The sequence below is a fragment of the Streptomyces mabaensis genome, assembly GCF_053763515.1.
The window spans coordinates 97,722-116,672 of the sequence record NZ_JBSOPZ010000014.1 but is presented as its reverse complement, the minus strand read 5'-3'; the positions used below and the strand labels follow the sequence as shown (position 1 = coordinate 116,672).

The following is an 18,951-nucleotide window of genomic DNA, read 5'->3' as shown; positions in this document are numbered from 1 at the left end:
CGGGTGCCCTGCGCGGGCAACGGGTCACCTCACGGTCACTCCTCCGGCTCCGGGCTGAGCTCGGCCTCAGGGCTCAGCCCTGCCTCGGAGGTCAGCCCGGCCTCGGGGGTGAGTTCGGCCGAGAGCCGGGCTCCCCGGTCGAGGGAGAGGTCCAGTGCGGCCAGCACGGACGGGACCGCGATGCTGGGCAGGATGTGCCTCTGAAGTGAGGCGTAGCGACACTCCAGATCCTGGTATTCGCTGAGCGTCTGGGACACCACCTGGACTCCCGCGAACGCGCTCACATACAGATCGGCCGACTCGGCCGGAACCACGTGCGGCAGCAGCTCTCCGTTGTCCTTGGCCTGGTTCAGCAGGTCCAGGGTCGTCTCCTTCCACCGCAGGAACGGGCCGCTGCGGTCGAGGCCCTGCGCCTGCTGGTCCATGGACAGACGGACGCCGGCGCGAGCCAGCAGGCTGGTGCGCAGCCGGTGGCTGAACACCATGCCCATGTCCACCAGCTCCTGGAGCTTGAGGGGCTGGGCCGCGACCGCCTGCGGTGGCTCCTGGGCGTCGAACACCCCCAGCGCCAGTTCTTCCTTGGACTGGAAGTGGAAGTACAGGGCGCCCTTGGTCACCCCCGCCACCTTGAGGATCTCCGTGATGGTGGCCGCCTGGTAGCCCTGCTTCTCGAAGACCTGGGCCGCTGCCGTCAGGATCGTCCGACGAGTGCGGATCGCCCGGCTCTGCATGGCCATCCTGCCTCCTTCATTGCGCCGTGCCCGACTGCGTCGTCGAGCTGTCGGGCGGACGACTGTGCGAGTCCGCCCTCAATAGGGGATAGAAAAAAAACCGCTCAGTCTGTATCTTACCAGTGTGCGCGCAGCACAGGAACAGGAACAGCTCGCCATCACATGACCCCTGGGGGGGAGTTATGCCCGAAGCAGCAGTTTTGACCCATTTCGCGCCCATCGCCAACACGTCTTCACAAACCGCACATCCGGTTCCGATGGAGCTGGTCCACCGGACCAAAGCCGAGGACGCCTTTCCGCGGAGCTGGATACCCATGGGCGACGACCGATTCTCCGTCGCCGCGGTGCTCCCGCACGACCATCCGTTCTTCGCACCGGTGCACGGGGATCGGCACGATCCGCTCCTGGTCGCCGAGACCATGCGCCAGGCCGCGATGCTGGCCTTCCACGCGGGGTACGAGGTCCCCGTCGGCTACCACTTCCTGATGGCCAACCTCGACTACACGTGTCATCTGGAGCACCTCGGCGTGGGGGGCGCGCCGACGGAGGTCGACGTCGAGGTGGCCTGCTCCCAGCTCAAGTGGCGCGGCGGACAGCCCGTACAGGGCCAGGTCGACTGGGCCGTACGGCGCGCCGGGCGGCTCGTCGCGACGGGCACCGGAACGACGAGGTTCACCAGCCCGCAGGTGTACCGGCGGATGCGCGGCGAGTTCGCCTTCCCCGGCACCTCCATACCCGTGACGGCGCCCGTCTCCCCGGCCGGCGCGGGCCGCGGCCGCGCCGAGGACGTCGTCCTGTCGGAGACCCCGCAGGAGAACGTGTGGCAACTGCGGGTGGACACCCGCCACTCGACCCTCTTCCAGCGCCCCAACGACCATGTGCCGGGGATGCTCCTGCTCGAAGCGGCCAGGCAGGCCGCCTGCCTGGTGACCGGGCCCGCTCCGTTCGTCCCGTCCGTCGGCGGCACGCGCTTCCACCGGTACGCGGAGTTCAACAGCCCCTGCCGCATCCAGGCCACCGTCCTGCCGGGCGTGGCGCCGGGCATGACGACGGTGCGGGTCGCCGGCCATCAGGACGGCAACCTGGTCTTCGACACCACCCTGTCGGGCCCCGCTCTCACCGGCTGAGCGCGGAGCCTGTCTTCCGAGGAGGGGGACTCCATGATCCTTGTGACCGGTGCGACCGGGGCCGTGGGCCGCGAGGTCGCGGGCCTGCTGGCCGGCGCCGGGCCCGTACGCATCCTGGCCCGGCGGCCCGAGCGGGTGCGCGTGAGCGGCCCCGAGGTCGACGTCGTCGCGGGGGAGTACGGGGACCGCCCCTCCCTCGACCTGGCACTGCGGGGAGTCGGGGCCGCCTTCCTGGTGACCAACAGCCCCACCGAGCCGGACGACGAGCGTTTCGCGACGGCCGCGAAGGCAGCCGGCGTCCGGCATCTGGTGAAGCTGTCGATGATGGCCGTGGAGGAGCCGGGTGCGGACGACTTCATCACCCGGCTCCAGCGTGAGAACGAGCGGGCCCTCAGGGAATGCGGTCCGCCCTGGACGTTCCTGCGCGCCAGGACCTTCATGTCCAACGCGCTGTCCTGGGCGCCGGGCATCCGCTCCGACGGCGTCGTACGCGCGCTGTACGGAACGTCGCCCGTCGCCTGCGTCGACCCGCGTGACATCGCGGAGGTCGCCGTCAGGGTGCTCACCGAACCGGGGCACGAGGGGAAGGCGTACGCCCTGTCCGGTCCGGAGGCGATCAGCGCGCAGCAGCAGACGGCTCAGCTCTCCGAGGTGCTCGGACGGCCCCTGAGCTTCGAGGAACTGGGTCCCGACCGGGCGCTTGCCCAGCTGCTGGGGCGGTACCCGCGGCCCGTGGCCGAGGCGTTCCTCGAGAGCGCGGAGCGGCAACGGGCGGGTGCGAAGGCGGGGGTGGTACCGACGGTCGCGGAGGTGACCGGCCGGCCGGCCAGGCCGTTCCGCACCTGGGCGGCGGATCACGCGGAGGCGTTCGCCTGACCGGGGCGTGCGATGGCCGCGGGCGCAGCGGGACGTGGACGTCGACGCGGGTGCCGGTGCCGGTGCCGGTGCCGGTGCCGGGGGACAGTAGAAAACCGTGCTGGCGGTTTTCAATGGATGCGGGCAGCTGACCGCTTCGCGTCCTCGGCGGACGGCTCCCGGCCGTCCGGCCGGCGGAGGTGCCAGGTCAGCGCCGCCAGCGCCGCGGCCACGGTGACCAGGCCTCCGACGTAGAGCCCGGAGCGGGCGCCCCAGCGTTCGCCCAGCCAGCCGATGATCATTGCTCCGGCCGGGGTGGAGCCCTGCAGGATCACCGTGTACAGGGCCATGACCCGGCCCCGGTACGCCGGATCGGTCCCGAGCTGAATCCGGTGGTTCGCCGCCTGCGCGAAGTAGATCGACGCGAAGCCGGTGCCGGCCAGAAGGACCAGCGCGACGCTGAACGTCGGGGCCAGACCGGAGACGGTCTCCAGCACCCCGAACGCGAGGGCGGCCGCGATGACGAGGGCGGCGGACGGCCGCGACCGGCGGGCCGTGGTGGCGAAGGCCGCGAGCAGCGATCCCGCGGCGAGCGCGCTGGCCAGCAGGCCGAACGCGGACGCGTCGGCGTGGAACACCGTCTTCGCCAGCAGGGGCAGCGTCAGCTGGAAGTTGAAGCCGAACATGCCGACGACTCCGACCAGGCAGATGGGCAGCAGCAGATCGGACCGGCTCCGCAGATAGCGCAGCCCGTCCAGTACGCCGGTACGGCCGGGGCGTTCGGACGCGCGGTGCAGTGCGCCGGGATTCATCAGGAGCAGCGCGACGACACTGGCCGCGTAGCTGAATGCGTTGAGCAGGATCACCGGCCCGGTGTCGAACCGGCTGATGAGGACTCCGGCCACGGCGGGGCCGACGACCCGCGCGGCGTTGAAGTACGCGGCACTGAGCGCGGAGGCGTTCGGCAGCAGCTCGGAGCCCACCATCTCGCTGACGAACGCCATCCGGGTGGGGGCCTCCACGGCGTTGACGGTGCCCAGCCCGGCGGCGAACAGATAGAGGTGCCACAGCTGCACGGCACCGGTGAGGACGATCACGGCCAGCAGCAGGGAGAGGACTCCGGAGGCGAGATTGGCCCCGATGAGGAGCACTCGTTTGTCGTAACGGTCCGCCAGCCGTCCGCCGTGCAGGGTGAGCAGCAGCATCGGGGTGAACTGCAGCGCGGTCACCAGGCCGAGCGCGGTCGCGGAGTCCCCGGACAGGGAGAGCACCATCCAGTCCTGCGCGATGAACATCATCCACGTGCACGTCACGGACAGCAGCTGGCCCACGGCGAAAAGCCGGAAGTTGCGGACCGTCAGAGCTTCGAACATCCGCTTGAACGTGTTCACCGGCCGGCCGTCCGCCGGTCGTCGTGCCTGGCCATGTCGTTCCCCTCGCGCGCCGGATGTCCTGTTTCAGTCGATGCCACGGTCGAGCGTGGCGTGTGTCATCGGTATCGGCCTTTCGGTACGGAAAGCGGAAGCGGGTGTGCCCGCGTTCGGGCACACCCGCTTGATCCGGATGCGGACTGCTGCCGGGGAGGCCGGCTCGGAAGGTCAGCCTCGGGAGGCCGGGACGGGCGGCGTGGCGAGTGTCTTGAGGTAGACGGCCTCCGGCTGGGAGCCGGAGAGGGCCGTTCCGTTGTCGAACAGGAGGAGAGGCACCGACGTGATGCCGAGTCGGCGCATCCGGTCCAGTTCCGCGGTCAGTTCCGCCGTACCGTCCGCGCTCGGCTCGACTCCGACCTCGGCGGCCAGCCGAGCGAGGGTGCCGGCGTCGCCGATGTTCAGGCCCTCGCTCATGTAGGCGCGGAAGAGGCGCTCCGCCATCGCCTCACCGGCGCCCAGGGCCGTGGCGGTGGCGAGCAGCCGGTGTGCCTCGAAGGTGTTGGTGTGCACGGCCCGCTCGAAGTCCACCCGCACCCCGTCCTCGGCGCCGAAGGAGGTGTCCTGCGCGATCGCGCGGGCCTGCTGCTCGCCGAAGGCCGCCTTGTGTACCTCGAACAGCGGCCGGCCGGACGCGGGTGCGTCGGGGGCGATCTGGAAGGGGCGGAAGACGACGTCGACCACGCCTCCCGCGTCGCGGTAGCGCGCGACCGCCCGGGAGAAGCGGGTGAAGGCGATGTAGGAGTGGACGCAGATGAGGTCGAGAACGAACTCGACGGTGCGCGGAGTGCGTGTGTTCAGTTCCATGAGTCAACTCTCCGACTTAAACAGAGGTTTAAGTCAAGCTAGTGTGGCCGGTATGTCTGAGACGCCGTCCGCGGTCGCGGAACTCACGGTCGGAGAACTGTCCGCACGCAGCGGAGTACCGGCCTCCGCGCTGCGCTTCTACGAGCGCGAGGGGCTCATCAGCAGCCGCCGCACCACCGGGAACCAGCGCCGCTACACCCGTGACACCCTGCGCCGTGTCGCGTTCGTCCGGGCCTCGCAGGCCGTCGGCATCCCGCTCGCGACCGTGCGTCACGCCCTCGGGCTGCTGCCCGAGGACCGCACTCCGACCCGGGAGGACTGGGCCTGTATCTCCCAGCACTGGCACGCCGACCTCGACGCACGCATCCGGCAGCTCGAACGTCTGCGGAGCCAGCTCAGCGAGTGCATCGGCTGCGGCTGCATGTCCATCAGCAAGTGCGCACTGGCCAATCCCGACGATGTACTCGGCGAGGAGGGCCCCGGAGCGCGGCGGCTCATGGAGTCCTGACGGGAACGGCGGCGTCGCGCGCCAGCAGGCACTCCTCCAGGAACGCCATGGCCCGGAAGTGGTACGTACGGGCCGCCCAGCCGAGACTGATGTTGTGTCCGGCGTCCGGCTGCCGGGCGATCGTCACCTTCGGCGCGGCCAGCAGCCCGACCAGGGCGTCCAGCGCCTCGTCGTCCTGGCGCCACCACTGCTCCTGCTCCGCGAAGGTGAAGCGGACCGGTACGCGGACCCGGGCCGCGATGCCGGGATACAGCTCGGGCCACAGCGGCAGTTCGGCGGCCTCCCGCGCGGGAACGGGCGCGACGAGCGAGCGGCCCTGCTGGAAGGCGCCCGGCGGGTAGAGCCGCAGCGCGCCCCAGTGCCGACGCCACTCCCCGCGGATGTTCGCGCCGGGAAGCTGCGGCAGGTCCACCGCGTAGGCGAGGCCGAGGCCGGAGATGTCCAGCCCCAGCAGGGTGTCGCCGCCCTCGTCGGCCGCGGCCGCGAGGGCGAGCTTGCCGCCGTTGGAGTGAGCCACCAGGAAGTATCCCGCCCCGAGCGGGTGACGGCGGGCGAAGTCGGCCAGAGCGGCGTGCAGGGTGACGGACTGCTCGGCGAGCACCTGGCCGGCCGGCACCTGGGCGGCGGACCGCCCGTAGCCGGGCCGGTCGACGGCCAGCACGGTGTAGCCGAGTTCGGCCCCGAGTTCCAGCAGCGACAGTCCGGGGCGGGCCCGGCTGTCGAAGTAGCCGGCGCGCATGCCGCCGCCGTGCACGGCGACGACCACGGCCCGGGGCGGGCCGTGCAGAGGCTCGGCGAGCAGTCCGGACAGCGGGATGCCGTCCGCGTCGAGGGTGATCTCACGCACCCGTGGAGGTTTAGTACGCGGCAACTCGGTCATGCGATCAGTCGCTCCCCGGGCGGCGAAGGCCCTTGTGCGGCAGGGCTCTCGGCCCCGTGGGCGGGTTGACGTGCTGCGGACATTCATCTCGACATTCTTGTGAGAACTCCCCTGACGCCCCTGACATCGCCGTCAGTAGCGTCGCGGGCATGGACGTGACCCCACTGCCCCAGGGCGCAGGCCGGCGCTGCCTGGACGAGCTCAATTCGCTGCACGCGACGATCTACTTCGCCCCGGACCTCGGGGAGGAACTCGCCGCGCACGGCGTCGACGACCCGATGGCGGTGTATCTCGCGGGCCGGGCCGCCCCGTGGGGAGCGGTCGGCGCCGGTCCGGTCGCCGCCGCGTTCAACGGGCTCAAGTACGAACTGATCGCCCGTCATCTGCCGCGGCTGTGGACCCTGGTGGCGCCGGACGCCGTGGTCGCTCTGCGGCTGCGGGCCGCCGATGCCGTACTGCGCCGGTACCTCGGGGAGGCTGCGCTCGGCTCGCCGGAGATGACCGAGGCCGCGGGACTGGCCGTACGGGCCCTCCAGGCGTGCGTACCGCGCGGCCGGCCGATGTACGCGGCGCACGCGGACCACCCCGTCCCGGACGCGCCGCACCTCGCGCTGTGGCACGCGGCGACGCTGCTGCGCGAGTACCGCGGCGACGGGCATGTCACGGCGCTGACCACGGCCGGGATCGTGGGACTCGACGCGCTCGTTTCCCACTCCGCCGGCAGCGACGGGCTCCCGAAGGAGTTCGTCATGGAGCGGCACGGCTGGACCGCGGAGGACTGGGCCGCAGCCGAGGGGCGACTGCGGGCCCGTGGTCTGATGGACGCCGACGGCCGGCTGACGCCGCAGGGTGTGCTGGCGCGCGAGCGGCTGGAGGAGGAGACGGACCGGCTCGACAGCGCCCCCTACGAGCACCTGGGCGCGGCGGGTGTCGCCCGGCTCACGGAGCTGGTCGGCTCGTTCACCGCGACGGCCGCGGCCGCGGGTGCCTTCCCGGCGGAGCTGAACGTTCAGTCCCCGGACAGGGCCTAGTACGTCACATGGGCCATCGACGGCAGCGGCTCGCCGGTGGCCCATACGACGTGGAAGGTCACGTCGTCGAACCGCCAGCCCTCGCCGGTGCGCACCGCCCGCAGCTGGTAGGACCCGCCGACGTCGAAGTGGGAGCCGAGGGCCGGGGAGCCCGGGTGCACATGGGTGGCGAACTGATGGGCACGGATCACGGCCCGGTCGCCGTCGACGTCGACGACGTGGTTGGCGGTGATGTGGTGGGTACGCGCCCAGCGCGCCCTGGCCTCCCGCTGGAACGCCGCGAAGCCCTCGACTCCCTTGTGGTCACCGATGGGGAAGACGAACCGGGCGTCCTCGGTGAAGACGGTACGGAACCAGTCGTCGTCGTAGTCGTCGGCGTAGTCCCGCTCACCGATCAGGTCGAGCGAGACGACGTACCGGTCGAACAGGTCCCTGATCTCGGCGCGGTCGGTCAGCGTCCTGAGCCGGTCGCGCAGGGCTGCGATCTCGTCATCGGTCGAAGACATGGCGTCGGTTCACTCCTGTGGGCGTGGTGGAAACAGCACGCTGCCCGGCTCGCGGGTGGCGAGCCGGGCAGCGTGACGGCCGTGACGGCCGGTGTGGTTCCGGTGAAAGCCGGGTCAGACCTTGTACGGGCGCTTGTCCCGTGCCTCGTTCAGGCTCCGGGCCCACCAGTCCAGCTGATCGAGCAGGGTCTTGGCCGCGGCGTCGACCATCTCGGGATCCTTGGGCCGGCCGTCCGCGTCGAACTGGGCGCCGGCGTTGTGGAAGCTGATCGTGTTGCGGATGGTGACCGCGTGCAGCTCGGCGAAGACCGGGCGCAGGTGTTCCACCGCCCGCAGCCCGCCGGACATGCCGCCGTAGGAGACGAAGGCGACCGGCTTGGCGTGGAACTCCTCGTCGTGCCAGTCGATCACGTTCTTGAGCGATGCGGGGTAGCTGTGGTTGTACTCGGGCGTGACCACGACGAAGGCGTCCGCGGCCGTCAGCCGGGTGGTGACGGCCCCTACCGCGGCGGCCGCTTCCCTCGACGGTTCGCTGCCGAACGACGGGAGGACCACCGGCAGGGCCGCCTCGGCGAGGTCGACGACGTCGACCTCGAAACCGCCGTGTTCGGTGGCCCGCTCGACGAACCAGTTCGAGACGACCGGGCCGAAGCGACCCTCCCGGACGCTGCCGACGATCACTGCGACGCGGACGCTGTCTGCGGACATGGAGTGCTCCCAAGGATGTGGTGCGGAGTGGCCTGTGAGGCAAGCCAACAACTTAAACCTTGGTTCAAGTCAAGCCGCGGCATGCTCGCGCATGTCGTGCAGCAGCTCGGCCTGGCGCAGGCACACCGGGTCGGGCTTCCCGCCGGTGCGGACCGCGTCCGCGAACGCGGAGACTGTGCGCGCCACCTGATCGGCGGCGGGCAGCGGGATCCGGCTGGTGCCGGAACGCCGCTCCAGCAGGACGTCGGGCGTCTGACCGGCCGGCGGGGTGAAGGCCCGGCCGACCGTGATGCGCCCCTCGCTGCCCCAGATCTCGTACGAGGACCGGTAGGCGTGGTCCAGCCCGAAGACGAGCTGGGCGCTCACCCCCTCCGCCGTGCGCAGCAGTGCCGCACCCGCCGTGTCGACCGTCCGGCCCGGCCCGGCCGTGAGGGTGGCCCCCACCACGCGCAGGCTGTCGCCCAGGTGGTGCAGCGCCGCCCGGACCGGGTAGACGCCGGTGTCCCACAGGGCCCCGCCACCGAGGTCGGCGCGGTACCGGATGTTGTCCCCGGGCAGCGCGGGGACCGCGAACGCCGCCTGGAAGGCGCGCACTTCGCCGATCGCGCCGTCCGCGACGAGCTTGCCGACGGCGGCGTGCTGCGGGTGATGGACGAACATCACGTTCTCCATCAGGACCCGCCCCGACCGCTCGGCCAGCGTCATGAGCCGGCCGGTGCCCGCCGGGCCGGTGGTGAGCGGCTTCTCGGCGAGGACATGCTTCCCCGCGCGAAGGGCGGCCTCGGTCCACTCCTCGTGCAGGGCGGCCGGCAGCGGTACGTACACGGCGTCGACATCGTCGCGGTCGAGGAGCGCGGCGTAGCCGTGCACCGGCCGGGCGCCGAACTGCCCGGCCAGCTCCCGCGCCCTGGCCGCGTCCCGGCCGGCGACCGCCGCGATCTCGATGCCGTCCGCGGCGGCCATGGCGGGGAGCATCCGGCGGCGTGCGATGTCGGCGCAGCCGAGGACCCCGATGCGTACCGGGGTCACCGGCCGTGCACCGCCGTCGCGTTCAGGCAGGCGAGCAGGGTGCGGGCCTGCACATTGAGGTAGTGGCCGTGGCGGACGAGGGTGCTCAGCTGGCCGGGGGTGGCCCAGCGGTAACCGGCGGGCGGGTCAAGGGGCGCCTGCTCCTCGTCGGCCTCGATGAGGAGGTAGCGGCTCTCGGCGTTGAGGAACCGGCCTCCCTCCTCCGAGTGCACGGCCTCGTACCGGATACGCGCCGGGTCGGCGGCGAGCACCAGATCGAGGAAGGGCGGCCGGTCCGCACCACTCAGATGGGCGTAGTTGCCGGGCGTGTACTGGACCGTGGGGCCGAGTTCGACGGTGTCGAGGAACCCTCCCTCGATCCGGGCGTGCACGAGGACGTGCGGCACTCCGCCGATCCGCCGGGTCAGGAACGCGGTGACACCGAGGCCGCGCGGTTCGAACAGCGGCTGGGTCCAGCCGGTGACCTCGCGGCTGCCGGCCTCGACGGCGACGGCGACGACGTCGAAGTACCGGCCCGCCTCGTGCTCGATGGTGGACTCGCCGCGTGTCCAGCCGGGCACGGCCGCCAGCGGGACGCGCTCGGCGTGCACGTCGTGGCGGGAACGCTCGGCGGTGAACCAGGAGAGCAGTTCGGCGTCCGAGTACAGGGCACTGGCCTCCTCGTCGGGGAACGGCGCGCAGGCGAGCACGGTGCGGGCGTCCATGTTCACGACGTTGTCGCGATGCAGCAGTTCGCCGATCTGGCCGAGGGTGAGCCAGCAGAAGTCGTCGTGGACCGGCACGTCGCCGACGGCCTCGACGAGCATGTTGCGGTTGCTCTTGCGGAAGAACCAGGAGCCGTGCTCCGACTGCAGGACGTCGGCGAGGACCCGGCCGCGGCCCGGCTCGGTGAAGTACTCGATGTACTTCACATCGGCGCCCTGGTGCACCTTGGTGTAGTTGCTGCGCGTGGCCTGGACGGTGGGGGAGAGCTGGAGCAGATTGCGGTTGCCGGGCTCCATCTTGGCCTGCATCAGGAAGTGCAGGACTCCGTCGAACTCCTTGACGAGGATGCCGAGGATGCCGACCTCGGGCTGCTTGATGATCGGCTGGTACCACTCGCGGTGCGGGCCCTGGCCGGTGGTGACGTGCAGTCCCTCGACGGAGAAGAACCTGCCGCTGCGGTGCACCAGGTTTCCGGTGGTCTCCTCGAACGACCAGCCGTCCAGCTCGGCGAACGGGATGCGGCGGACGCCGAACCGGTGGGCCCTGCGGCGGCCTTCGAGCCAGTCGGGGAAGTCCTCGGTGCGCAGCCGCGCACCGACGGCGACGGTGGCCGACCGGGCGATCCGGTCGGCCACCGTGGGGTCCTCCCGTGGCTGCAGCAGGCTCGGAGCTGCCGGGGGCCTGGCGAGGGGGGACGGCATGACGTACTCCTGTGGATCGGTGGGAACAGGCGACGGAACAGGCGACGGTCGCGGCGGGTCAGCCCCGGGCTGCCACGAACTCCTTCACGGAGGAGGCGATGTAGTCGGTCATCTCGTCGGTCAGACCCGGGTAGATCCCGACCCAGAAGGTCTGCTCGGTGATGATGTCGCTGTTGGTGAGGTCGCCGACCACCCGGTGGGGCTGGTCGATGTAGGCCGGGTGGCGGGTGAGATTGCCGGCGAACAGCCTGCGCGTGCCGATCTTGCGGTTCTCCAGGAAGTCCACCAGCTCCGCCCGCGCGAACGGCGCGTCGGGGTCCACGCTCAGGGCGAAGCCGAACCAGCTGGGGTCGCTGCGCGGGGTGGCCTCCGGCAGCACCAGGTGCGGCAGTCCGTCCAGCCCCTCCCGCAGCCGCCGCCAGTTGCGCTTGCGGTCGTCGATGAAGCGGTCGAGCTTGTCGAGCTGGGTCAGGCCCAGGGCGGCCTGGATGTCGGTCGCCTTCAGGTTGTAACCGACGTGCGAGAAGATGTACTTGTGGTCGTAGCCGGCGGGCAGGGTGCCCATCTGGTAGTCGAAGCGCTTGAGGCACTTGTTGCTCTCGCCCGGCTCGCACCAGCAGTCGCGGCCCCAGTCGCGCAAGGACTCCACGATGCGCGCGAGCGCCAGGTTCGAGGTCAGTACGCAGCCGCCCTCGCCCATCGCGAGGTGGTGGGCCGGATAGAAGCTGACGGTGGTGATGTCACCGAAGGTGCCGGTGAGCCGGCCGTCGTAGGTGGAGCCGACGGCGTCACAGTTGTCCTCGACGAGGAAGAGATCGTGCTGCTCGGCGAGCTGGGCGATCTCGGCGACCTCGAACGGGTTGCCGAGCGCGTGGGCGATCATGATGGCCCGGGTCTTCGGGCCGATGGCCTGCGCGACGCGGTCGGCGGTGGTGTTGTAGGTGCCGAGCTCGACATCGACGAAGACCGGGACGAGCCCGTTCTGCAGGATCGGGTTGACGGTGGTCGGGAAGCCCGCGGCCACCGTGATCACCTCGTCGCCGGGCTTCAGCCGGCGGTCCTGCAGCAGGTGCGAGGTGAACGCCGTCATCGCGAGCAGGTTCGCCGAGGACCCGGAGTTGGTCAGGTGCGCCTTGCGGCGCCCCAGGCGCCGGGCGAAGCGGGACTCGAACCGGCGCGAGCTGGGGCCGGCCGCGATCCGCATCTCCAGCGCGGCCTCGACCAGGGCGAGCCGGTCCTCCTCCTCCAGCACCGCGCCCGCGGGCCAGATCTCGGTGGTTCCGGGTACGAAGGGCCTGTCGTCGCGGCTCTCCCGGTGGTAGTCCCTGGTCGCGTCAAGGACCTTGGCCTTGAGGTCGCTCATGACCGGTTCCCTTCTCGGTTCTCTCGGTCGGTGTGGTCGCTGCGGTGCTTGACGGGCTTCCACCAGCCGGGGTGGTCGCGGTACCAGGCGACGGTGTCGGCGAGTCCCTGCTCGAAGGGGATGCGCGGCGCGTACCCGAGCTCCTCGCGGATCTTGGTCTCGTCGAGCGAGTAGCGCAGGTCGTGGCCCTTGCGGTCGGCGACCCTGCGCACCATGGAGTGATCGGCGACGCACAGGTCGAGCAGTCGCTCGGTGATGTGGAGGTTGGTCCGTTCGTTGCCGCCGCCGATGTTGTAGACCTCGCCGGCCCGGCCGTCCGCCAGGACGAGCGCGATGGCCCGGCAGTGGTCGTCGACGTGCAGCCATTCGCGGATGTTGCCGCCGTCGCCGTACAGCGGTACCGGCACGCCCTCCAGCAGATTGGTGACGAACAGCGGGATCAGCTTCTCGGGGTGCTGGTACGGGCCGTAGTTGTTGGAGCAGCGGGTGATGGACACGTTCAGCCCGTGCGTCCGCCAGTAGGAGCGGGCCAGCAGGTCGGACGCGGCCTTGGACGCGGCGTACGGGGAGTTCGGCGCCAGCGGCCACTCCTCGGTCCAGGAACCCTCGTCGATCGAGCCGTACACCTCGTCGGTGGAGACGTGCACGACCCGGCCGACGCCGGTGGTGAGACAGGCGTCGAGCAGGGTCTGGGTGCCGCCGACGTTCGTCCTCACGAACTCGGCCGCGGACTCCACCGAGCGGTCCACGTGGGACTCGGCGGCGAAGTGCACGACCGCGTCGTGGCCGGGGAGCAGGTCCAGCAGCAGCGGGAGGTCGCAGACGTCCCCCCGTACGAACTCCAGCCGGGGATGGGCGCCGGGCAGGTTGTCACGGTTGCCGGCGTAGGTCAGCTTGTCCAGTACGGTCACCCGGGTCTGCTCGTGGCCGGGGTATCCGCCGTCGAGGAGGGTGCGCACGAAGTGCGAGCCGATGAAGCCGGCACCGCCGGTGACCAGGATCCTCATGCCGCCACCTCGACCCGGGTGAAGTCGCCGACCACCAGACGGTGGTGGGACGCGCGCCGGCTGCCCGTGCCGACCGTGGCGTCGCGGCCGATGAGCGAACTGCGCAGGCCGTGGACGCCGGAGATCCGCGCCCGGTCCAGGACGATGGAGTCGGACACCGCGCTGGAATTCACCACGCAGTCCCGGCCGATGGAGGTGTTCGGCCCGATGTGGCTGTCCTCGATCACCGTGTTCTCGCCGATGATCACCGGCCCCTCGATACGGGACCGGACGACACGGGCGCCCGCCCCGATGACGACCTGGTCGTCGACCCGGCTGTCGGCGTCGACGTCGCCGGCGATGTCCGGGTGCAGCCGGGAGAGCAGATGCTGGTTGCACTCCAGTACGTCGTCGACGTTGCCGGTGTCCTTCCAGTAGCCGCTGTACTCGCTGGCCCGGACGTCGGCGCCGTTGCTGACCAGCCACTGAATGGCGTCGGTGATCTCCAGTTCGCCCCGGGCGCTGGGCTCGATCGAGGCGACCGCCCGGTGGATCGCCGAGGTGAAGAAGTAGACGCCGATCAGCGCGAGGTCGCTCCGCGGCTGCGGCGGCTTCTCCACCAGACGCTCGACGTTGCCTTCCGCGTCGAGTTCGACGACTCCGAAGGCGCGCGGGTCGGCCACCTTGTGGACGACGACCTGGGCGGTCGGCCGGCCGGCCCGGAACTCGTCGGCGATCTCGGTGATGCCGTCGGGAAGCATGTTGTCGCCCAGGTACATCACGAAGTCGTCGTCGCCGAGGAAGTCCTGGGCGATCTCGACGCAGTGGGCCAGGCCGAGCGGCCGGTCCTGCCGGATGTAGGTGACCTGGGTGCCGCACTGGGCGCCGTAGCCCATGACGTCGGAGATCTCGGGCGCCCAGTCGCCGACGATCACGCCGATCTCGGTGACGCCGAGGTTCTTGATGTTCTGCAGGACGTGCGCCAGCACCGGCTTGTTGGCGATGGGCACGAGCTGTTTGGGCATGGAGTAGCTGAACGGCCGGAGCCGGGTACCCGACCCGCCCGACAGCACCAGAGCCTTCATGGGAATGTCTCCTCGGGGGTGGTGATGGTTCGGTGGCCTTCGTGGGCGGCCGGGGCTAGTCCCGGTCCTGGCGTCGCGCGTCGACCGCCTTGCGCAGCGCGGCGGCCACGGTGCGGACGTCTTCGTCGTCGAGTCCGGGGTGGAGGGGCAGGCACAGGGTCTCGCCGGAGGCACGGTCGGACTCCGGCAGCACCTGGTCCTCGCAGTGGTAGGCGGGAACCTTGTGCAGAGGGGCGTAGCGGAACGTGGTGTAGATACCGGCCGCGTACAGCTCGGAGGCGACCTCGTCGCGGATCTCCGGGCTCATCTGCACCCAGTAGAAGTAGTAGCTGGACTCGTGGCCCTCGGGCAGCGCCGGCGGTGTCCGCACCCCGTCGAAGCCGGCCAGCTCACGGTCGTACAGCTCGACGATCTCCCGGCGGCGGGCGACGAGTCCGGGCAGGCGGCGCAGCTGGACCGAGCCGATGGCGGCGGTCAGGTCGTTGCCGATGACGCGGCGGCCGATCTCCGGTACGTCCAGTTCCCACCAGCGGTGCGAGACCTTGGCGTAGCCGAATCCGCTGGGCTGGGCGAGTCCGTGGTAGGCGAGGCGCCGGGCACGGGCGGCGCCCTCCGGGTCGCGTACGTACAGCATGCCGCCGTCGCCGGTCACCATGACCTTCATGGCGTCGAAGCTCCACATGGCGAGGTCGCCGAAGGAGCCGACGGCCTTGCCGCCGACGCGGGAGGCGGGAGCGCAGGCGGCGTCCTCGACGAGGGCGATGCCCCGTTCCCGGCAGAGCTCCGCGATACGGACGACATCGCCGGGGTAGCCGCCGTAGTGCAGCACGATCACGGCCTTGGTCCGGGGCGTGAGGGCGCGCTCGATGTCCTCGGCCGTCGGATTCAGCGTCCGGGCGTCGACGTCGCAGAACACGGCACGGGCCCCGGTCGAGCCGATGGCGTTGGCGGCGGCGACGAAGCTGAGCGAGGGCAGGACGACCTCGTCGCCCTCGGCCAGGCCGAGCGTTTCGAGGGCGAGGAACAGGCCGGCCGTACCGGAGTTGATGAAGACGACCTGCTCGGCCTCGACGCCGATGTGCTCCGCGAAGGCCGCCTCGAACGCCTTGGTACGGGGCCCGTGGCCGAGCCAGCGGCTGTCGAACACCTCGGCGACGGCGCCGAGTTCCTCCGGGCCCACCTGTGGCTGGAAGAGATTGATCACGTCTGTCTCCTGAATGGACCTGAAGGGACCTGAAGAGATGGGAGCGGAAGAACCGGCGCGTGGGGAGGGAGGTCAGCCGCGGCGCTGCGCGGCGAGCTTCTCCAGCGGGCCGACCATGTCCGACGGCAGTGGCAGACGGGCGATCTCCTGGGAGAGTTCCCGTGCGCGCTCGGTGTAGGAGGGGTTGGCGAGCAGCTCGGCAACGGCGGAGGCCACCCGCTCCGGGGTGGCCTCGGCCGGCTGCATGGTGAGCGCGGCGCCGTAGTCGACGATGCGCTGTGCCGGTGCGTTGAAGACGACGGCTTCCGGGATGATCAGCTGCGGAACGCCGGCGTTCATGGTGGTCATGGTGGTGGCGCCGCCCGCGTGGTGCACCACGAGGTCGCAGGTCGGCGCGAGGATGTCGAGCGGGATCCAGCCGGTGCGCACGCCCGGGAGTACGGACCGCAGTTCGGCGGCGAGGGCCTCGGGCGCGGGGATGACGATCTCCACGTCCAGCGGGGCGATGTTCTGCGCGAGCGCCCGCAGGAAGTCGAAGGTGCGCTCCTTGCTGGCGCGGCTTCCCGCGGTGACGCACACCCGGCGCCGGTCGCCGCGGGTGAACATCCAGGGCTCCAGCCTGCGCTGGAGGTTGCCGGGAAGCCAGCGCATGAGCTGGGCCGGAGGTGCTTCGGGCGGAGTGAGGCTGGGCGGGCAGATCTCGATGCGCAGGTCCGGCTCGGGGAGCCGGTCGAGGCCGAGGGCGTCCAGCTCGGGTCGCAGTTCCAGCTCGGCGCCCCGGTCCTGGGCGTTGGAGTCGTCGGTGTCCCAGGCCTGTCGCACATAGGGGATGCCCAGATGGGCGGCGAGCAGCGGGGCGGCGTAGGACATGGAGCCCCCGACGACGAGGTCCGGCCGCCAGCTCCGGGTGATGTCGAGGAGTACGGGGAGTCCGTCGGCGCCCATCTGCGCGAACCAGCGGCCCACGAAGGGGCCCTGCCGGGGCAGGTCCTCGGGTATCTCCTTGAGGTTCCCCTCCCGGTCCTTGGTGATGTAGTGCCAGATGTCGTGCGGCGTGACCGCGATTCCCGGGATGCCGGTGCCGGTGACCACCGGCATCATCTCTTCGTTCGAGGCCATCAGGACCTCGTGGCCGGCGTCGCGCAGGGCCCGGGCGAGGGGGACGAGGCCGAAGACGGTGGCCGGGCTCCCGCCCGGGACGAACAGGAACTTCATGGGTTTCTCCGTTTCTCTCCCCGCGGGATGCGGGTCAGGCGACGGCCTGCTCCGGCTCGTCCTTCACCGCCGGGGACGGGGCGGGATCGGTGATGCGCGTGGCCAGCAGGGCCAGGAGCAGCACGGTGGACAGTCCGGCGCAGGCCAGGAATCCGGTCTGCACGGACGTGCTGTCGACCAGCGGGCCCAGCATGAGCGGGGAGACGAACTGCCCGGCGAAGGACGCGGTGCCGGACAGGGCGGTGGCCTGGCCGCGCAGGGCGGCCGGCGCGGTGTCGCCGATCAGCACCGTCACGGCCGGCATGACGATGCCCATGCCCAGACCGAAGAGCCCGGTGCCGACGACGACCAGTGCGGCGTGCCCGGTCGTACCGATCAGGGCGAAGGCGAGCATCCAGGACACGGCCGAGAGCCGCAGCAGGGTGCTGTAGCCGAGGGAGGAGCGCAGCTTGGCGTAGCCGAAGCCGATCAGGCTCATGGTGACGGACGCGGTGGTGCTGATCAGGGCGACGAGGAACGGCTTCTCGATGCCGATCTCGGCGAGCCGGAACGGGACGAACACGGCCAGGCCGTAGAGCAGCACCGAGGCGGCGACGAACAGTCCGTAGTAGCCGAGCAGCGCGGGGCGGCGGCCCAGCAGCGGGAGGATGCGTCCCTTGGGGGTGCCGTCGGTGGGGGCGGTGCCACCGGTGTCGGGCAGCATCAGCAGGCCGGCGAGGCCCAGCGGGACGCCGATGAGGTAGATCGCGAAGGGGGCGTGCCAGGAGAAGCCGCCGATGGCCCCGGCCAGCAGCGGCCAGGTGACCCCGCCGAGACTGATGGCCGTGGAGCGCCAGCCCATGACCCGGTCGCGACGCTCGCCCTCGTAGTACGAGAGCAGGGCGACCGTGGTGCCGGCGAACACGGCGGCGGCGCCCACACCGAAGGCGATACGGCCGGCGATGAGCGCCGGGTAGGAGCTGGTGAACACCCCGGCGCCGCCGGCGACTCCGTACAGCAGCAGTCCGCCGGCCAGCGGGACGCGGACGCCCCAGCGGTCGATCATCCAGCCGACGACCGGACTGGCCACCGCGATGGACAGTCCGTGCGCGGTGAGGATCATGCCGGCGGCCGTACCGCTGAGACCGAGGTCGTTGCGGATGACCTCGAGCACGGGGGCGATGACGGCCCCTGCCATGACGGTGAGGGTCGAGGCGAGGAGAAGGATGGGGAGCACGGCGCTGCGGCCGGCGCTCGTGGCGGCTTTCATGTGTGACTCCTGGTTCATGCGGTGGGGCGCTGCCCCCAGGCGGAGACAAGCAGCGTCGTCATGTCCCGCGCTCGCGGGTCGCCGAGCGATCCGACGAACTCGGCGAGCTGGTCGGCGGTCACCACCCCGTTGTCGACGAGCACATGCCCCTCCTGACGCATGCGCAGGGCGATCAGTTCGTCGTCGACGGCGGACTGGCCGGGGCCGGCGGGTGTCATCCGGGACGCGACGGAGGTGAGGCCGATGCGGGCGAGCGTGGCGGGCAGCCGGCGCCCCCACCACAGATCGGCCCCGTTCTCCCGCATGCGCCGGAGGTAGCCCCCGACGAGGGTGCGGCTGACGTCGGTGGTGGCGTCCTCGGGCGGCAGGTAGTAGAAGTCCTCCACGACCAGCCAGCCGCCGGGGGCCAGCCAGCCGGCCACGCGCTCCAGCAGGTGCGCGGGCTTGTCGAGGTGCTCGAACACCGCCCGCGCGAGGATGAGGTCGAACGAGGCGGGCTCGAAGTCCTCTTCCTGGATGTCTGCCTGTCGCACCGTCAGGTTGGGGTGCGGGCCGGCGTCGATACGGCCGGGTTCGACGTCCACGGCGAGGACCGTGCCCCGGTCGGCACGCCGCGCGAGCAGGCGCGCCATGGAGCCGCCGCCCGCGCCTATCTCCAGACACCGCCAGGACCGTTCGAGGGGCAGTCCCTCGACGATGGCGGTGGTCACCGGGTCGTACTTCTTCTCGAACAACCGCACCTGGTCGAGCGGGGATGTCTTTCCCCTGGTCAGGGACCCGGTGCTGTGGCTCCGCGGCGAGGCGGTGTCCGTCATCTCTCTCCCCTTCGGTACT

General features: G+C 71.0%; 19 protein-coding genes. 4 read left to right on the top strand and 15 right to left on the bottom strand.

Features of this window, described 5'->3' with window-relative positions; all coding sequences use genetic code 11:
• Positions 1-35: 35 nt before the first annotated feature.
• Positions 36-737 (bottom strand): ScbR family autoregulator-binding transcription factor, encoded by a 702-nt coding sequence (locus tag ACWV17_RS15170; protein ID WP_455360114.1) that lies wholly within the window; start codon positions 735-737, stop codon positions 36-38.
• 251 nt (positions 738-988) lie between these two features.
• Here ACWV17_RS15170 and ACWV17_RS15165 point away from each other — a divergent pair, with 251 nt between their 5' ends.
• Together ACWV17_RS15165 and ACWV17_RS15160 are read left to right on the top strand one after the other, a co-directional pair.
• On the top strand, positions 989-1,858 hold the full coding sequence (locus tag ACWV17_RS15165; RefSeq protein WP_455360113.1) for a ScbA/BarX family gamma-butyrolactone biosynthesis protein: 870 nt from the start codon (positions 989-991) through the stop codon (positions 1,856-1,858).
• 33 nt (positions 1,859-1,891) lie between these two features.
• Entirely contained in the window at positions 1,892-2,734 is an 843-nt protein-coding gene (locus tag ACWV17_RS15160; RefSeq protein ID WP_455360112.1) for an SDR family oxidoreductase, read from the top strand.
• Between the two features lie 110 nt (positions 2,735-2,844).
• On the opposite strand, the gene ACWV17_RS15155 is transcribed toward ACWV17_RS15160, so the two are convergent.
• Both ACWV17_RS15155 and ACWV17_RS15150 read right to left on the bottom strand, forming a co-directional pair.
• Complete coding sequence (locus ACWV17_RS15155; RefSeq protein WP_455360111.1) at positions 2,845-4,086, bottom strand: MFS transporter; 1,242 nt, start codon at positions 4,084-4,086, stop codon at positions 2,845-2,847.
• A 225-nt stretch (positions 4,087-4,311) separates the two neighbouring features.
• Complete coding sequence (locus tag ACWV17_RS15150) at positions 4,312-4,947, bottom strand: DsbA family oxidoreductase (protein ID WP_455360110.1); 636 nt, start codon at positions 4,945-4,947, stop codon at positions 4,312-4,314.
• Between the two features lie 52 nt (positions 4,948-4,999).
• Between ACWV17_RS15150 and soxR the strand changes: the two genes are divergently transcribed.
• Positions 5,000-5,455 (top strand): redox-sensitive transcriptional activator SoxR, encoded by a 456-nt coding sequence (gene soxR / locus ACWV17_RS15145; RefSeq protein WP_455354487.1) that lies wholly within the window; start codon positions 5,000-5,002, stop codon positions 5,453-5,455.
• Here soxR and ACWV17_RS15140 read toward each other — a convergent pair.
• Positions 5,442-6,335 (bottom strand): alpha/beta hydrolase, encoded by an 894-nt coding sequence (locus ACWV17_RS15140; RefSeq protein WP_455360109.1) that lies wholly within the window; start codon positions 6,333-6,335, stop codon positions 5,442-5,444. The two genes, soxR and ACWV17_RS15140, sit on opposite strands and share 14 nt — an antisense overlap.
• 149 nt (positions 6,336-6,484) lie before the next feature.
• Between ACWV17_RS15140 and ACWV17_RS15135 the strand changes: the two genes are divergently transcribed.
• The gene (locus ACWV17_RS15135; RefSeq protein ID WP_455360108.1) at positions 6,485-7,366 is read left to right on the top strand and encodes an SCO6745 family protein; all 882 of its coding nucleotides are present in this window, start codon (positions 6,485-6,487) and stop codon (positions 7,364-7,366) included.
• Here the strand turns inward: ACWV17_RS15135 and ACWV17_RS15130 are convergent.
• From ACWV17_RS15130 to ACWV17_RS15080, 11 genes are all read right to left on the bottom strand, one after another.
• Entirely contained in the window at positions 7,363-7,872 is a 510-nt protein-coding gene (locus ACWV17_RS15130; RefSeq protein WP_455360107.1) for a nuclear transport factor 2 family protein, read from the bottom strand. The genes ACWV17_RS15135 and ACWV17_RS15130 overlap by 4 nt on opposite strands.
• Positions 7,873-7,986: 114 nt before the next feature.
• The gene (locus tag ACWV17_RS15125; RefSeq protein ID WP_455360106.1) at positions 7,987-8,580 is read right to left on the bottom strand and encodes an NADPH-dependent FMN reductase; all 594 of its coding nucleotides are present in this window, start codon (positions 8,578-8,580) and stop codon (positions 7,987-7,989) included.
• Positions 8,581-8,649: 69 nt separating this feature from the next.
• Positions 8,650-9,555, bottom strand: coding sequence for a Gfo/Idh/MocA family protein (locus ACWV17_RS15120; protein ID WP_455360150.1), 906 nt, complete (start codon positions 9,553-9,555; stop codon positions 8,650-8,652).
• A 50-nt stretch (positions 9,556-9,605) separates the two neighbouring features.
• Positions 9,606-11,015, bottom strand: coding sequence for an NDP-hexose 2,3-dehydratase family protein (locus ACWV17_RS15115; RefSeq protein ID WP_455360105.1), 1,410 nt, complete (start codon positions 11,013-11,015; stop codon positions 9,606-9,608).
• A gap of 58 nt (positions 11,016-11,073) precedes the next feature.
• Complete coding sequence (gene rfbH, locus ACWV17_RS15110; RefSeq protein ID WP_455354480.1) at positions 11,074-12,378, bottom strand: lipopolysaccharide biosynthesis protein RfbH; 1,305 nt, start codon at positions 12,376-12,378, stop codon at positions 11,074-11,076.
• On the bottom strand, positions 12,375-13,385 hold the full coding sequence (gene rfbB, locus ACWV17_RS15105; RefSeq protein WP_455360104.1) for a dTDP-glucose 4,6-dehydratase: 1,011 nt from the start codon (positions 13,383-13,385) through the stop codon (positions 12,375-12,377). The genes rfbH and rfbB overlap by 4 nt, the downstream gene beginning before the upstream one ends.
• The gene (locus ACWV17_RS15100) at positions 13,382-14,449 is read right to left on the bottom strand and encodes a glucose-1-phosphate thymidylyltransferase (protein WP_455360103.1); all 1,068 of its coding nucleotides are present in this window, start codon (positions 14,447-14,449) and stop codon (positions 13,382-13,384) included. Before ACWV17_RS15100 ends, rfbB begins: the two co-directional genes overlap by 4 nt.
• Before the next feature lie 55 nt (positions 14,450-14,504).
• Entirely contained in the window at positions 14,505-15,653 is a 1,149-nt protein-coding gene (locus ACWV17_RS15095; protein ID WP_455360102.1) for a DegT/DnrJ/EryC1/StrS family aminotransferase, read from the bottom strand.
• 72 nt (positions 15,654-15,725) lie between these two features.
• The gene (locus tag ACWV17_RS15090; protein ID WP_455360101.1) at positions 15,726-16,868 is read right to left on the bottom strand and encodes a nucleotide disphospho-sugar-binding domain-containing protein; all 1,143 of its coding nucleotides are present in this window, start codon (positions 16,866-16,868) and stop codon (positions 15,726-15,728) included.
• Positions 16,869-16,902: 34 nt separating this feature from the next.
• Positions 16,903-18,117 (bottom strand): MFS transporter, encoded by a 1,215-nt coding sequence (locus ACWV17_RS15085; RefSeq protein ID WP_455354475.1) that lies wholly within the window; start codon positions 18,115-18,117, stop codon positions 16,903-16,905.
• Positions 18,118-18,131: 14 nt separating this feature from the next.
• Positions 18,132-18,932 carry a class I SAM-dependent methyltransferase gene (locus ACWV17_RS15080; RefSeq protein ID WP_455360100.1) on the bottom strand — a complete coding sequence of 267 codons (801 nt, stop codon included), beginning with the start codon at positions 18,930-18,932 and terminating at the stop codon, positions 18,132-18,134.
• Positions 18,933-18,951: the final 19 nt, after the last annotated feature.